This is a genomic window from Solimonas flava DSM 18980 (assembly GCF_000426685.1).
Classification (GTDB): Bacteria; Pseudomonadota; Gammaproteobacteria; order Nevskiales; family Nevskiaceae; genus Solimonas; species Solimonas flava.
Map to the genome: position 1 here is coordinate 80067 of NZ_AUFV01000002.1, position 15103 is coordinate 95169.

Annotated in this window: 15 protein-coding genes; 11 read left to right on the top strand and 4 right to left on the bottom strand. The window is 68.4% G+C overall.

Going from position 1 to position 15103, the window contains the following annotated elements:
- Positions 1 to 22: 22 nt before the first annotated feature.
- Positions 23 to 2104 (bottom strand): alpha/beta hydrolase family protein, encoded by a 2082-nt coding sequence (locus tag K343_RS0103060; RefSeq protein WP_043112080.1) that lies wholly within the window; start codon positions 2102 to 2104, stop codon positions 23 to 25.
- Positions 2105 to 2291: 187 nt separating this feature from the next.
- Between K343_RS0103060 and K343_RS0103065 the strand changes: the two genes are divergently transcribed.
- Positions 2292 to 3884: a peptide MFS transporter gene (locus K343_RS0103065; protein WP_028006804.1), complete on the top strand. Its 1593-nt coding sequence runs from the start codon at positions 2292 to 2294 to the stop codon at positions 3882 to 3884.
- 27 nt (positions 3885 to 3911) lie between these two features.
- Here the strand turns inward: K343_RS0103065 and K343_RS0103070 are convergent, their stop codons facing one another.
- Positions 3912 to 5399, bottom strand: a complete 1488-nt coding sequence (locus tag K343_RS0103070; protein WP_028006805.1) for a trypsin-like serine peptidase — start codon at positions 5397 to 5399, stop codon at positions 3912 to 3914.
- A gap of 136 nt (positions 5400 to 5535) precedes the next feature.
- On the bottom strand, positions 5536 to 6453 hold the full coding sequence (ygfZ, locus tag K343_RS20755; protein ID WP_051277898.1) for a CAF17-like 4Fe-4S cluster assembly/insertion protein YgfZ: 918 nt from the start codon (positions 6451 to 6453) through the stop codon (positions 5536 to 5538).
- Between the two features lie 146 nt (positions 6454 to 6599).
- On the opposite strand from ygfZ, the gene K343_RS20760 reads away from it, so the two are divergent.
- From K343_RS20760 to K343_RS20765, 7 genes are all read left to right on the top strand, one after another.
- Complete coding sequence (locus K343_RS20760; protein WP_211226153.1) at positions 6600 to 6818, top strand: DUF1674 domain-containing protein; 219 nt, start codon at positions 6600 to 6602, stop codon at positions 6816 to 6818.
- Between the two features lie 57 nt (positions 6819 to 6875).
- Positions 6876 to 7277, top strand: a complete 402-nt coding sequence (gene sdhC, locus K343_RS0103085) for a succinate dehydrogenase, cytochrome b556 subunit (RefSeq protein WP_028006806.1) — start codon at positions 6876 to 6878, stop codon at positions 7275 to 7277.
- A gap of 8 nt (positions 7278 to 7285) precedes the next feature.
- Positions 7286 to 7681, top strand: a complete 396-nt coding sequence (gene sdhD, locus K343_RS0103090) for a succinate dehydrogenase, hydrophobic membrane anchor protein (protein WP_028006807.1) — start codon at positions 7286 to 7288, stop codon at positions 7679 to 7681.
- Positions 7682 to 7698: 17 nt separating this feature from the next.
- A complete protein-coding gene (gene sdhA / locus K343_RS0103095) occupies positions 7699 to 9492 on the top strand; it encodes a succinate dehydrogenase flavoprotein subunit (RefSeq protein WP_028006808.1) in 1794 nt (597 codons plus the stop codon).
- Positions 9493 to 9516: 24 nt separating this feature from the next.
- The gene (locus K343_RS0103100) at positions 9517 to 10302 is read left to right on the top strand and encodes a succinate dehydrogenase iron-sulfur subunit (protein ID WP_028006809.1); all 786 of its coding nucleotides are present in this window, start codon (positions 9517 to 9519) and stop codon (positions 10300 to 10302) included.
- Between the two features lie 61 nt (positions 10303 to 10363).
- Positions 10364 to 10603 (top strand): FAD assembly factor SdhE, encoded by a 240-nt coding sequence (locus K343_RS0103105; RefSeq protein ID WP_028006810.1) that lies wholly within the window; start codon positions 10364 to 10366, stop codon positions 10601 to 10603.
- A complete protein-coding gene (locus K343_RS20765; RefSeq protein ID WP_154662427.1) occupies positions 10566 to 11006 on the top strand; it encodes a protein YgfX in 441 nt (146 codons plus the stop codon). The genes K343_RS0103105 and K343_RS20765 overlap by 38 nt, the downstream gene beginning before the upstream one ends.
- Before the next feature lie 4 nt (positions 11007 to 11010).
- Here the strand turns inward: K343_RS20765 and nadB are convergent, their stop codons facing one another.
- The gene (nadB, locus tag K343_RS0103115) at positions 11011 to 12615 is read right to left on the bottom strand and encodes an L-aspartate oxidase (protein ID WP_028006811.1); all 1605 of its coding nucleotides are present in this window, start codon (positions 12613 to 12615) and stop codon (positions 11011 to 11013) included.
- A gap of 168 nt (positions 12616 to 12783) precedes the next feature.
- On the opposite strand from nadB, the gene rpoE reads away from it, so the two are divergent.
- The 3 genes from rpoE (at position 12784) to K343_RS0103130 (ending at position 15083) form a co-directional block, all read left to right on the top strand.
- A complete protein-coding gene (gene rpoE, locus K343_RS0103120; protein WP_028006812.1) occupies positions 12784 to 13356 on the top strand; it encodes an RNA polymerase sigma factor RpoE in 573 nt (190 codons plus the stop codon).
- Between the two features lie 108 nt (positions 13357 to 13464).
- Positions 13465 to 14058: a sigma-E factor negative regulatory protein gene (locus K343_RS23185; protein ID WP_084615632.1), complete on the top strand. Its 594-nt coding sequence runs from the start codon at positions 13465 to 13467 to the stop codon at positions 14056 to 14058.
- Positions 14058 to 15083, top strand: coding sequence for a MucB/RseB C-terminal domain-containing protein (locus K343_RS0103130; RefSeq protein WP_028006813.1), 1026 nt, complete (start codon positions 14058 to 14060; stop codon positions 15081 to 15083). The genes K343_RS23185 and K343_RS0103130 overlap by 1 nt, the downstream gene beginning before the upstream one ends.
- The last annotated feature ends 20 nt before the right edge of the window (positions 15084 to 15103 follow it).

Here is a 15103-nt window from a genome sequence, read left to right on the forward strand (position 1 = left end):
AAGCGGGATCGCGCGCGGCGGCTCATTCGCCGCCGCCGATCCAGCGTTTCAGCCAGGCCTGCACGGTGTCGTGCCACTGCACGCTGTTGTGCGGCTTGAGCACCCAGTGGTTCTCGTCCGGGAACACCAGCAGCTCGGATGGCACGCCGCGGCGCTGCAGCGCGGTGAACGCGGCGATGCCCTGTTCGACCGGGATGCGGAAGTCCTTCTCGCTGTGGATGACGAGCATCGGCGTCTTCCAGTTCTTCACGTAGTTCGCCGGATTGAAGCGCTCGTAGGCCTGCGGATCTTCGTACTGCGGCTTGCCGTGCTCCCACTCGTCGAACCACAGTTCCTCGGTGGCGTAGTACATCATGCGCGCGTCGAACACGCCGTCGTGGTTGACGATGGCCTTGAACGCATCCGGCCAGTTGCCGGCGATCCAGTTCATCATGAAGCCGCCGTAGCTGGCGCCGAGCGCCGCGGCCTTGTCGCCGTCGAGAAAGTCGTAGTGCTTGAGCGCGTGCGCCCAGCCCTTCTGGAGGTCTTCGAGCGGCTTGCCGCCCCAGTCCTTCGAGATCGAATCGGTGAAGGCCTGGCCGTAGCCGGTCGAGCCGTGGAAGTCGATGAACACCACCGCATAGCCCATGCCGGCGTAGATGGCCGGGTTCCAGCGGTAGTGCCAGTCGTTGCCCATGCTGCCCTGCGGGCCGCCGTGGACGATGAAGGTGACCGGATACTTCCTGCCCTTGACGTAGTTCCACGGCTTCATCACGTAGCCGTAGACGGGTTCGTCGTTCCAGCCGGCGAATTTGAACTGCTCGAAGGCGCCGAAGCGGACGTTCTTCAGGCGCTCGGCGTTGACCTGCGTGAGGCGCGTCGCCTGGGCCGGCGCGGCGAGGTCGGCGAGATAGAAGTCGGCCGGCGCGTTGAGGTTGTCGAGCGCGTAGACCAGCGTGCGGCCGGCGAGGTCGAAGCCGCCGACGTGGCCGTCGCCGGTCAGCGCCTGCGCCGCGCCGCTGGCGACGTCGATCGCGAAAATGCGGTGCTGGCCGAGATCGTCGGCGTGCGTGTAGATCGTCTTGCCGTCGGCCGAGAAGACAATGCCGCTGGCGGAGCGGTCCCAGCCTGGCGCGACTTCGCGCACCGCACCGGTCGCCAGATCGCGCAGCATGATGCCGTAGCGGTCGGCCTCGAAGGTTGGGCGCTTCATCGCCAGGTAGGCGAGGCTGCGGCCGTCCGGCGAGAACACCGGCACGGTGTCGGTCGCTTCGTTGGCGGCGGTCAGGTTGCGCGGCTTGGCGGAACCGTCGGCCGGCACCTGCCACAGATCGAGATTGGTGCTCCAGGCTTCGGTCTTGCCTGCGATGCGCGCGGCGAAGACCACGGTCTTGCCGTCCGGCGAGATCGTGTATTCGGTGTCGTCGCCGAACGGCTTGCTCGGCACGTCGCCGTCGATGTCCTGGCTCAGCAGCACCGGCGCGCCGAGCTTGCCGTCGGCGCCGAGCGCGGCGCTGAACAGCTGCGAGCGGCTGCCGTTGGACCAGGTGTCCCAGTGCCGGATGAACAGGCGGTCGTAGGTGGTGCCGGTGCTCTTGCGCGCGGCGAGTTCGTCGAACTTCTTCTTGCTGCAGGCGAGGTCGCCCTTGCAGTCGGTGAAGACCTCGACCGAGAACACGACGCGCCGGCCGTCCGGCGACAGCACGAAGCTGCCGACGTCGAGCGGCAGCTCGCTGACCGGCAGCGCTTCGCCGCCGGCCATCGGCAGGCGCCAGATCTGCTGGCTGCCGCCGCGCGCCGACAGGAAGTACACCGACTGTCCGTCGGCCGACCAGCGTGCGCCGACGTTGGAGCCCTTGCCCGACGTCAGCGGCCGCGACTGCCGCGTGCCGAGATCCTGCAGCCAGATCTGCGTGATGCCCTTGTTGGCGTCGTAGTCGGTCGTGCGCAGTGCGTAGAGCAGCTGCTTGCCGTCCGGCGACAGGCGCGGATCGGAGACGCGGTCGAGCATGACGAGGTCGCGCGCCGTGATCGGCTGACCTTTGGATTTGTCGGACATGGGGGTGGCGCTGAGGGCGGAAAGCGACATCGTGGCGAGCAGCGCGCCGGCGAGCAATCGGGTCATGAAATCTCCAGGTAGGGCGGCGCCCGCGCAGCCGGCGCCGCCTGAAACAAGCTGCGATGGTAAACGCTCGCGCTGCCGTCGCACTGAGGGAATCACCCCAGCGGCGGGACCGCGATCGCGCCTCGCGCTCGCGCGACGGTCGGGCCGCTGACTACACTGCGGCGATGCCGACCCGCACGATGCCGACATGACCCGCAGCGCCCGCTCCGTTGCCGACGGTGATTTCCTCGGCCATCCGAAAGGCCTCTACGTCTGCTTTCTCACCGAGATGTGGGAGCGCTTTTCGTTCTACGGCATGAAGGCGCTGCTGCTGCTCTACTTCATCAAATACCACCGCTTCAGCGACGACCACGGCTACAACCTGATCGGCGCCTACGGCGGGCTCGTCTATGCGGCGCCGGTCTTCGGCGGCATGGTCGCCGACCGCTGGCTCGGCATGCGCAAGAGCATCCTGCTCGGCGGTGTGCTGCTGTGCCTCGGCCATTTCGCGATGGCGGTCGAAGGCCATCCGGCGCGCGTCGTCGACGGCGCGATCGTGCGCGACGAGGCGGCGCTGCAGGTTTTCTATTTCGCGTTGGCGCTGATCATCGTCGGCGTCGGCTTTCTCAAGGCCAACGTCTCGACGCTGGTCGGCCGGCTCTACGACGAGCAGGACCCGCGTCGCGAAGCGGGCTTCTCGATCTACTACGCCGGCATCAACGTCGGCGGCCTGTTCTCAGGCCTGCTCTGCGGCTGGCTCGCCGATCGCTACGGCTGGGGTTACGGCTTCGGCGCCGCCGGCATCGGCATGCTGTTCGGTCTCGCCAGCTTCACGCTCGGCCAGCGCTATCTGCTCGGCCGTGCCGAACCGCCGCAGCCGGCGCGGCTGCGCGAGCGCCTGGCGGCCGGCGTGTCGCGCGAAGGGTGGATCTATCTGGCGACGCTCGCCGGCGTCGTCGCCGGCTGGCAGCTGATCCAGCGCCATTCACTGATGCTTGCCGTGCCGGGCCTGCCGGCGATGAGCGCGGTGCTGTGGGGCATGCACGCGATCGCACTCACGCTGCTGGCCTGGATCGCCTGGTTTCTCGTCGTGCGCTGCAACCGCGTGCAGCGCCAGCAGATGCTCGTGCTGCTGCTGCTGATCGGCTGCTGCCTGGTGTTCTTCACGCTGTACGAGCAGACCTACGGATCCTGGGTGCTGTTCTCGGACCGCGTGATGAATCGCGAGACCGTGCTGCTCGGCTGGCGTTACGAGTGGAGCGCCGAGCAGCTGACCTCGCTCGGCTCGCTGTTCATCCTCGCGTTGGCGCCGCTGCTCGCGTGGCTATGGCCCTGGCTCGACCGGCGCGGCCTCAATCCGGGCAAGCCGGCGAAATCGGCGCTGGGCCTGATGCTGGCCGGACTGTCGTTCGTCGTGCTGGTCTGGAGCGCGCGGCATCCGCAGGCCAACGGCCTGACGGCGCTGTGGTGCTTCGTGTTCGCGTACTTCGTGCTGGAGCTCGGCGAGATGCTGCTGTCGCCGATCGGGCTCGCCGCGGTGACGGAGCTGTCGGTCGCCAGCGTGGTCGGCGTGATGATGGGCGCGTGGTGGCTCGGCACCGCCTATTCGGAAGTGCTGGCCGCCGCGCTCGGCAAGCTGTCGGCGATCGAATTGCCGGAAGACGGCACGCTCGTCGTCGCCGCCGCGCTCGCCAAATACGACGCGCTATTCGTGTGGTCGGCGCAGATCGGTATCGGCGCCGGCTTCGTCGTGCTCGCGCTCGTGCCGCTGCTCAGGCGCGGCATGCACGGCGTGAAGTAGGGCGTTCGATCGCGGCGCGTGCCGGCATCAGCGTGGGCGCCGACGCCACAACGCGGCGAATGCCAGCGGCGTGAGCAGCAGGCCGAGCGCACCGCCGCCACCGCCACCACCGCTGTCCGAGCCGGTGGTGCCGCCCGTCGTCGAGCCGCCGGTCGTCGTGCCGTTGCAGTCGATGGCGCTCGCCGTGCCCGGATTCTTGCCGTCGAGGCTTGTACAGCCGCTGCTGGCGGCGAGCACGGTCTTGAGCGTGGTGCCGGTGGTGCTGGTCGCGGTCCAGGCTCTGTCGAGACGCGCGAAGTAATCCGGATCGCCGTTGTTCGCGGTGCCCGAGCAGGCGCCGGCGCCGCCGGACAAGGTGCCGACGATGCGCTTGTTCTGGTTCAGCAGACCGGAGCCGGACGAACCGCCCTCGGTCGTGCCGGTCGCCCAGTAGACCTCCCAGCTGTCGACGCGAAAGCCGTCGCTGCAGTTGCTGGCGGTGCCGATGCAGATATTGCTCTGCGCGGTCGCGGCCTGCGTGTAGAGGCTGATCTTCTTGTCGTCGCCGGACGGGTGGTGGATCACCGCACCGGAAGTCGGGGCCGTGCCGCTGACTTCCCAGCCGGCGTAGTACACGTCGTAGCTGGTCGGCGGCACGCTGTTCAGCTCGAACAGGCTGTAATCGGTGACGGTCGAGCCGCCAGCGTCGGCGAGCAGCGTCTTGCCGTGGATGTTCTGGGTGACCGAGCCGTAGAGCAGGCCGTTGCAGTTTGCGCGCTCGACGTTGAAGTAGGCGATCGACTGCGTGACGTTGGCGGCGGTGATCTCGCAGTGATGCGCCGTCAGCACCAGCGCGCGGTCGTCGCGCGCGGCGTTGTTGATGAGCGAGCCGGAGCACAGGTAGGTGTCGCCGCCGCTGACGATGGTCAGCAGCACGGTCGAGCGGATCTGATCGCGGTAATTGTCGCCGGTGGAGCAGGCGACGTCCTTCTCGCAGGCGCCGGACGTGCCATTGGTGCTCGCAAAGCTCTTGGCGCTGAGTTCGCGATAGGCGTGGAAGGCGCGCGCGACGCGCAGGCCGAATGCCGATTTCTCGCCGCTCGGCATGCGCACTTCAAGCACGGCCTCGTCGCTGCGGGCGATCGGCGTGACGAGACGGCTACCGTCGGTGGCGCGATACGGGCCCTGCACGTCGTCGCCGCCGGCGGTGTAGAAGTACAGCGCGGCGTCGGCCGGCAGCCTGAGGTCTTCGAGCTGCAGGCTCAGCGATTTGGCTCCGCTGGAAGCGATGCGCAGGCGCCAGCGCGCGATGCCGCTTTCCGGCTCGTCCCAGGCGCCGGTCGCGGTCGTCGCCGACAGGGCGCTGCCGACCGCGAACTTCAGCGGCTGGCCCTTGGCCTGCGCGACCGCCGCCTTCAGGGTGCTGGCGTCGAGCTGCACGCGCGGCACGGCCGACAGGTCGCTGACGTCCGGCGTATAGGCCCACGCGGCAGCCGGCAGGAGCAGTGACAGCAGGGCAAGGATCATCAGGCGCATCGCGTGTCTCCTCCGCGATCTTGGAATGGGCGCTACTGTAGCGCGCCGCCGTGGCCGGGATGTTTCGATTTGTGATGTGCGCCATGCGCGGCTGCGACCGGCCGATCGGCGCTTGCGGCGGGCGGCGGCGGCCGGCTTACGCGGGCGGCGCTGCGCTGGTGAGCGTCAACGAAGTGCCGGGCTCGCCGACGCGCAGCGCTGCATCGAGCGCGCCGAGCTGCAGCACGAGGCTGGCGACGGCGCCGTCGCCGGCCGGCACCGCGTCGACGATCTCGCCGACCGCTTGCGTCTCGCCTTCGGCGTGCACGGCCGTGCCCGGCGCCGGCGCCGGGCCGTCGATCCGCGCCGTGAACAGGCGCCGTTTGAGCTGGCCGAGGTAGTGCAGGCGGGCGACGATTTCCTGGCCGGTGTAGCAGCCCTTGTCGAAGCTGATGCCGCCGAGCAGGTCGAGGTTGGCCATTTGCGCGACGAAATGATCGCGCGTCTCCGGCAGCACGACGGGGATGCCGCACTCGATGTCGGCGCGCCGCCAGAGCAGGCCTTCCGGTTCGTGCATCGCCTCCGGGATCTGTGCGCGCAGCGCGGCGATCGCCGCGCGCGGGCCGAGCACCGTAAAGCGCGTCAGCCGGCCGAGGCGGCGCACGACGGTCAGGCCGCGCGCCTCGTCGCGCAGGCACTGCAGCGGCGCCGCGGGCACTGGCAGCTTGAAGAACGGCATCATCGCCGGCGCGTCGTCGCCGATCAGCGCCAGCGCGTCGAGATCGTCGGCCGGCGCGATCGTGACCTTGGCGCGCAGCACGAACATCTTCAGGCGCGCCAGCGTCGCGTCGGCGATCGCGCGCGGCAGTTCGATGAGGATGTCGTCGCCGTCGCGCACGAGATGCAGCACCGCCAGCATGCGGCCCTTGGCGCTGTTGTAGCTCGACAGCTGGGCGTGTTCGGCGCTCAGCCGGCGCACGTCGTTGCTGAGCTGGCCCTGCAGGAAGGTCTCGGCGTCGGCGCCGGAGACGCGCAGCCAGGCGAGTTCGCGGGTGTCGGTGATCAGCAGGTTCATGAGTCTGCGGCGGGTCCGGGCGCTCGGCCGGCCGGGGCGGGGCGGGCGCTTCGTTGCGGGATCGGGCGGAAATTTGTCACACTATTATGGATGCATCGCTCGCATCTTCGGATGCACATAACGCATTTGACCGCCTGATGTCCTCCATGCCCGACGATTCCCAGCCCGCTTCCGCCGCCAGCGCGGAACCGATCGCGCTGGCGGATCTGTTGCGGCAGCAAACGCCGGCCGAGGCAGCGCCGGACAGGAGTCCGGCAGCGCCGCCGGCTCCGGGCCAGGTCCGCGAGATCGGCGGACGCCGCGACGGGCCCGAGCCGACCCGATACGGCGACTGGGAAAAAAACGGGCGCTGCATCGACTTCTGAGCCTCGTCGCACACCGCTGTTGAATCCGTCGCTAATCACGTCCCCATGGGAGCCGGAATGACTACGAAAACACCCGCGCAAAGTCGCCCCTTGTCGCCGTTCATGCTGGGGCAGTACTACCGCTTCCAGTGGACCTCGCTGCTGAGCTTCGGCCACCGCATCACCGGTGTCGGCCTGGCGCTGGGCACGGCGCTTGTCGCGCTGTGGCTGATCGCGCTGGCTGCCGGCCCGGCCACCTACGAGGCCGTCGCCCCGCACATCAAGGCCTGGTACGGCCAGGTCCTGCTGTTCGCCTGGACCTGGGCGCTGATGTACCACCTGTGCAACGGCATCCGCCATCTGTTCTGGGACGTCGGCATGGGCTTCGATCTGAAGACCGCCGAACGCTCCGGCTATGCGGTCGTCGTCGTTTCCATCGTTCTGACCGCGGCCGCCTGGGCGGTTGCATATCTCGGCTGAGGACTGTCATGGCCAAGACTTCCAAGGATCTGCGCTCTCCGCTTTCGCGCGCCCGCGGCCTCGGCGCGGCGAAGGACGGCGTCCATCACTTCTGGGTCCTGCGCGTTTCCGCGCTGGCCCTGATCCCGCTGTCGCTGTGGTTCGTGTTCTCGGTCGCCTGCCTCGCCAGCGGCCCGGCCGATTTCTATGCCGTGCAGCACTGGGTGTCGGCGCCGTCGGTCGCCGTGGCGCTGGTGCTGTTCCTCGCCACCGCGCTGTATCACTCGGTGCTCGGCGTCGAGGAAGTGATCCTCGATTACTCCACCGGCCCGGCGCGTCTGACGCTGCTGCTCGCCTCCAAATTCCTCCACGCGATCGTCGCGGCCGCCGGCATCTTTGCCGTGCTCAAGGTCGCGCTCGGTTAACGCATCGGGATCACGCAATGTCTGCTTACGAAATCGTCCATCACGAATACGACGCGATCGTCGTCGGTGCCGGCGGCGCCGGCCTGCGCGCGACGCTGGGCCTCGCCGAGGCCGGCCTGAAGACGGCCAACATCACCAAGCTGTTTCCGACGCGCTCGCACACCGTCGCCGCGCAGGGCGGCATTTCCGCCGCGCTCGGCAACATGGGCCGCGACGACTGGCGCTGGCACTTCTACGACACGGTGAAGGGCTCCGACTGGCTCGGCGACCAGGACGCCATCCAGTACATGACGCGCGAGGCGATCCCCGCGATCATCGAGCTCGAACACTACGGCGTGCCGTTCTCGCGTACGCCGGAAGGCAAGATCTACCAGCGTCCGTTCGGCGGCATGACCACCGAGTTCGGCAAGGGCCCGCCGGCGCAGCGCACCTGCGCCGCCGCCGACCGCACCGGCCACGCCATGCTACACACGCTTTACCAGCAGTCGCTGAAGTGCAAGGCGCAGTTCTACATCGAGTACTTCGCGCTCGACCTGCTGACCGACGACGACGGCTCGATCAAGGGCGTGCTCGCCTGGGACATGGCCACCGGCCAGCTGCACCGCTTCCGCGCGCACCTCGTCATCCTCGCCACCGGCGGCTACGGCCGCGCCTACTTCTCGGCGACCTCGGCGCACACCTGCACGGGCGACGGCGGCGGCATGGTGCTGCGCGCCGGCCTGCCGCTGCAGGATCTCGAATTCGTGCAGTTCCACCCGACCGGCATCTACGGCTCGGGCTGCCTGATCACCGAAGGCGCGCGCGGCGAGGGCGGTTACCTCACCAACAAGTCGGGCGAGCGCTTCATGGAGCGCTACGCGCCGAGCGTCAAGGATCTGGCGCCGCGCGACATGGTGTCGCGCGCGATGGCGACCGAAATCCGCGAAGGCCGCGGCGTCGGCGAGGAAGCCGACCACATCCATCTGCACCTTGAGCACCTGGGTCCGGAAGTGCTGCATCAGCGTCTGCCGGGCATCTCGGAGTCGGCGAAGATCTTCGCCGGCGTCGACGTCACCAAGGAGCCGATCCCGGTGGTGCCGACCGTGCACTACAACATGGGCGGCATCCCGACGCTGTGGACCGGCGAAGTCGTCACCAAGCGCGACGGCAATCCGGACAGCGTCGTGCCGGGCCTGATGGCGGTCGGCGAAGCGGCCTGCGTGTCGGTGCACGGCGCCAACCGTCTCGGCTCGAACTCTCTGCTCGACCTCGTCGTGTTCGGCCGCGCCGCGGCGATCCGCGCCGCCGAGCTGGTCAAGCCGGACACTCCGCACAAGAAGATCTCGGGCGCCTCGGAAGAGCGCGCGCTCGCGCGTCTCGACGGCTTCCGCAACGCCAAGGGCGGCACGCCGACGGCGAAGATCCGCCTCGACATGCAGAAGACCATGCAGAAGCACTGCGCGGTGTTCCGCGACGGCCCGACGATGCAGGAAGGCGTCGTCAAGCTCAAGGAAGTCATCAACAATTACCGCGAGGACGTCAGGGTTTCCGACCGCGGCATGGTCTGGAACTCGGATCTGGTCGAAACGCTGGAGCTCGACAATCTGCTCGGCCAGGCGCTGCTGACGATCGTCGGCGCCGAGAACCGCAAGGAATCGCGCGGCGCCCACGCCCGCGACGACATCAAGGATCGCAACGACCAGGAGTGGATGAAGCACACGCTCGCCTGGCGCACCGGCGACACCGAGGTGAACATCGACTTCCGTCCGGTTCACCTGCAACCGCTGGACAGCGAGGTGGAACACATTCCGCCCGTTGCCCGCAAGTACTGATCCTTTAGCCAGGAAGAACCAGCCATGGCTCAGTTTTCGCTCCCGCAGAACTCGAAGATCGACAAGTCCGCCGGCAAGACCTTCAAGGCGCCGGCCGGCGCCAAGAAGGTCAAGACCTTCAAGATCTACCGTTACGATCCGGAAACCAACGCGAACCCGCGCGTCGACACCTATGAAGTCGACATGGGTAGCTGCGGTCCGATGGTTCTCGACGCGCTGATCAAGATCAAGAACGAGGTCGACGCCACGCTCACGTTCCGCCGTTCGTGCCGCGAAGGCATCTGCGGCTCGTGCGCGATGAACATCGACGGCACCAACACGCTCGCCTGCATCAAGCCTTGCGACGAGATCAAGGGCGACGCCAAGATCTACCCGCTGCCGCACATGCCGGTGGTCAAGGATCTGGTGCCGGATCTCACGCACTTCTACGCCCAGCTCGCCTCGATCGAGCCGTGGCTGAAGACCGACACGCCGGCGCCGACGCGCGAGCGTCTGCAGTCGGAAGAGGACCGTGCCAAGCTCGACGGCCTCTACGAGTGCATCCTCTGCGCCTGCTGCTCGACCTCGTGCCCGAGCTACTGGTGGAACGGCGACCGCTACCTCGGTCCGGCGATCCTGCTGCAGGCCTACCGCTGGCTCGTCGACTCGCGCGACGAGGCCACCGGCGAGCGCCTCGATGCGCTCGAGGATCCGTTCAAGCTGTACCGCTGCCACACGATCATGAACTGCTCGCGCACCTGCCCGAAGGGACTCAATCCCGCCAAGGCGATCGCCGAGACCAAGAAGATGCTCGTGGAGCGCAAGGTTTGATCGCAGTCGTCGTCACGCACAGGGGCGGCTTTGCCGCCCTTGTCGTTTGCGGGGGTTCGGCATGAGCGCGAACGAAGGCCGCCTGCGCTGGCTGCTGCGCCGTGGCATGAAGGAACTCGACGTGCTGATGGAGCGCTACTACGCGCACCGCTGGCCCGAGGCGCCGGCCGACGAGAAGGCCGCTTTCCTGCGTCTGATCACGCTCGTCGAGGATCCGGACATCTGGGCCTGGGCGATGGGCTACGAGGATCCGCCGCCCGAATATGTCGGCATCATCGAACAGCTTCGCGTCTACCGTTGACCTGCGCCTGCGCCCCTCGCTCGGGGCGCTGCGCGCGATCTTCGCCGTGCACGTCGCCGCGCTGGCCCTGCTGCCGCTGGCGATGCGTCCGGGCTGGCCGCTGGTGGTGCTGGTCGCCGCGTTCGGCGTCTCGTGGTTCTGGCTGCGCCACCACCCGGCGCTCGGCTTCGGGCCGCGTGCGATCACACGCCTGGTCTGGCACGCCGACGGCGCCTGGAGCCTGTTCCGCGGCGAGCGCGAGCTGCGCGCCGAGTTGCAGCCCGACAGCCTCGTGCATCCCTGGTTGCTGGTGCTGAACTTCCGCGATCCGCAGGGGCGGCGCAGCGTTCGCGTCATCGCCGGCGGCGAAGCCGACGCCGAGCCGCTGCGGCGGCTGCGCGCGCGGCTGAAGGTCGGCGCCTGAGGTCTCAGGCGCCGGTGCCGCGGCCCGGCAGGATCGTCGGTTTGGCCTCGGTGAGCGTCTGCGGGTAGTCCAGCGTGTAGTGCAGACCGCGCGATTCCTTGCGCGCGAGCGCCGAGCGCACGATCAGGTCGGCGCAGGTGACCAGGTTGCGCAGCTCGATCAGATCGGCGCTGACGCGGTAGTTGCCGTAGTACTCCTGGATTTCACGCGTCAGCATCTCGACGCGGTGCTGCGCGCGCTGCAGGCGCTTGGTCGTGCGCACGATGCCGACGTAGTCCCACATGAAGGTGCGCAGTTCCAGCCAGTTGTGGCTGACGACGACGTCCTCGTCGGAGTCGGTGACGCGGCTTTCGTCCCAGGGCCGCAGGTTCTGCGGCATCTCGCGCTGCGGCAGTGTGGCGATCAGGTCGTCGGCGGCGGCCTTGCCGAACACCAGGCATTCGAGCAGCGAGTTCGAGGCCAGACGGTTGGCGCCGTGCAGGCCGGTGCAGGCGACTTCGCCGACCGCATAGAGGCCGTCGATGTCGGTGCGGGCCGATAGATCGGTCAGCACGCCGCCACAGGTGAAGTGCGCCGAAGGCACGACCGGGATCGGCTGCTTGCAGATGTCGATGCCGAGCGACAGGCAATGCGCGTGGATGCTCGGGAAGTGGTGCAGGATGAAGCTCGCCGGCTTGTGCGTGATGTCGAGGTAGACGTGGCGCAGGCCGAGCCGCTTCATCTCGTGGTCGATCGCGCGCGCGACGATGTCGCGCGGCGCCAGTTCGGCGCGCGGATCGAAGCGCGGCATGAAGCGTTCGCCGGCCGAGCCGTCCGGGTTGACCAGGCGCAGCAACGCGCCTTCGCCGCGCAACGCCTCGGAGATCAGGAAATTGCGCGCGTCGCGATGGAACAGCGTGGTCGGGTGGAATTGCATGAATTCCATGTTCGCGATGCGGCAGCCGGCGCGCCAGGCCATGGCGATGCCGTCGCCCGACGCGCCGTGCGGGTTGCTCGAATAGAGGTAGACCTGATTGGCGCCACCGGTCGCCAGCACCACGGCCTTGGCGCCGACGGCGATCACGCGGCCATTGGGGACGTCATAGAGATAGGCGCCGAGCACGCGTCGCGCGCTGCGGTCGACGATCAGGTCGACCGCGCTGCAGAACTCGCGGATGCGGATATTGGGATGGGCAGCGGCGACGGTGGCCAGCGTGGTCTCGACGGCGCGTCCGGTGGCATCGGCGGCGTGCACGACGCGGCGATGGCTGTGGCCGCCCTCGCGTGTCAGGTGCAGGCGCTTGCCGCGCTCCTCGCCGTCTTCCTCGGTGAAGGCGACGCCCTGCTCCAACAGCCAGGCGATGCCGCCGGGGCCGCCTTCGACGGTGAAGCGCACCGCGTCTTCCTTGCAGAGTCCGGCGCCGGCGACCAGCGTGTCGCGGACATGGTTCTCGGTCGAATCCTCGGCGTCGAGCACCGCCGAGATGCCGCCCTGCGCCCATAGCGTGCTGCCGGACTGCAGGCTGGTCTTGGAGACGACGACCACGCGGTGGCCGGCCTTGGCGAGGCGCAGGGCACAGCTCAGCCCGGCCGCGCCGCTGCCGATCACCAGGACTTCTGCTTTGTTCATGGACCGTTCGGGGGAAGAGAGGGGTACAATGACGGACTTTTTTGCGCCATCCGGTCCGAAAGCCGGGCGCTGCGGCCGCAAAGGCCGTGCGGTGACATGGCTCGAATCGTTATTCTGACGTGACGCGGGAGTGTAGCCGGTTTCGCTGGGTGCGAGACCGCGGAGAGCATGAGCGAGACCAGTACGGACGAACAGCTGGTGGTACGCGCCCAGGCGGGCGACGCGCGGGCGTTCGAGCTGCTCGTGCGCAAGTACCAGCACAAGATCGTGCAGCTGGTCAGCCGCCTGGTCGGCGAGGCGGACGCGCCGGACGTCGCCCAGGAAACCTTCATTCGCGCCTACCGGGCCCTCAACGGCTTCCGCGGCCAGTCGGCGTTCTACACCTGGCTGTACCGCATTGGCATCAACACGGCGAAAAACTACATCGTCTCGCGTGGCCGTCGGCCGGCCGATCAGGACATCGACATCGCCGACGCGGAACTGTATGGCCATACCGAGCATCTAAGCGATGTCGAGACGCCGGAAGCCGCGCTGCTGACCGATGAGATCCGCAACGCGGTGGCGGCGACGATCGCCAAGCTGCCGCCGGATTTGCGCAAGGCGATCACGCTGCGCGAACTCGAAGGCCTGTCGTACGAGGAGATCGCCGAGATCATGGACTGCCCGATCGGTACCGTGCGTTCGCGGATCTTCCGCGCCCGCGAGGCGATCGACGCGGTGTTAAAGCCTTTGCTCGACTGATTTCGGGAGCCGGACATACCGTCTGTCTTCCGCCGGGGAACTTTCCCGGGAATTTGAGGTTAAGGGTATATTCAGCCCCTCCAGGTCTTCAGGGCCAGGTGCATCGGAATGTCGCAAGAATCGCTGTCCGCATTGCTCGATGGTGAGTGTTCCGACCAGGAATTGGATGCGCTGCTCGACGCGCTCGACCGCTCGCCCGAGCTGAAGGCGCTGTGGAGCCGGCAGCAGGTCGCGCGGCACGCGCGCGCCGGCGTGCCGATCCGCCGGGTCGATATCTGTGCCGCCGTGATGGCGCGCCTCGACGAGGCGCCCGACGCCGGGCACGCCAAGGTCGTCGAGCTGGCGCGGCGCCGCCCGCGTCTGGCCTGGCGTCCGGTCGCCGGACTCGCCGCCGCGGCTTCGGTCGCCGCCGTCGCCGTCACGCTGGGGCTCAACTTCGGCGCCGTGCAGACGGCCGGCGCGCCGGCCGCCAATGATGTCGTCGCGGCGGCGCCGGCTTCCGGATTGCAGCCGGTCGCCTACGGCGCTCCGACCGACAACGCAGTGGTCGACGAGGACCTGCGCAACTACATGATCGAGCACAGCAACACGCTGGCCGATCGCGGCGTGGGCGGCGCCCTTTCGTATGCCCGCTTCGCGGCCCGCGCCGCGGACGACTCCTTCGTGCAGCCGGTGGCGCTGACGGCCGGCGGGACGCCCTGATGCGGTCACTCGCTGTACTGGGGCTCGCCGCCGCCGGCTGGAGCCTCGCCGCTGCCGCGGCCGATCCGTCGGACTGGCTTGCCAAGATGAGCGAGGCGGCGCGCACGGCCAACTACCAGGGCGTGATCGTCTATCAGACGCAGAACCGTCTCGAGACGATGCGCGTCGTGCACCGCTACAAGAACGGCGACGAAGTCGAGCGCGTGCAGACGCTGACCGGCGCGCCGCGCGAGATCCTCAAGCAGGGCAATCAGGTGATCTGCCTGCTGCCGAAGGACCGCAAGGTCACGCTCGAACTGCCGACGCCCAAGGGCCTGTTCCCGGGCCTGACGCCGGAGCGCGTGGCGCAGATCGCCCGCTACTATGAGTTCCAGGACGTCGGTACGGCGCGCATCGCCGGCCGCAGCTGCCGCGGCATCACCATCGCGCCGCGCGACCAGTTCCGCTACGGCTACGAGATCTGGGCCGACGCCAGCACCGCGGTGCCGGTCAAGGTCAACCTGATCGGCCGCGACAACCGCGTGATGGAACAGCTGATGTTCACCGAGATCGAGTTCCCGAAGTCGATCCCGGACAGCGCGCTGCAGACCGAGCTCGATCCGCAGCAGTTCCAGAAGATCACGCGCGTCGTCGAGGATCCCAGGCCGTTCGACGCCGCCGACAGTACCGCGGACATGCAGTTCGCGAACCTGCCGCCGGGCTATCACGTGACGATGCGCGACGTGCGGCCGACCGCCGACGGACAGGGCATCGTCGAGCATCTGCTGCTGTCCGACGGGCTGTCGGCGATCTCGGTCTTCAGCGCGCGCCGCAAGGTGCCGGCGCAGGCCTTCCAGGGCGCCTCGCAGATCGGCGCCATGCACGCCTACGGCCGGGTCGTCGGCCAGGTGCACATCACCGTGGTCGGCGAAGCCCCGTCGGAAGCCGTGCGCCTGATCGGCGAAAGCGTGCAGCCGGCGCCGTCGGCACCCGTGCCGGCGCTGGACGGTGCCGTGCCGCCGGCCGCGACGCCGGCGCCGCGCTGAGCCGCCCGCGTCCCGGCGCG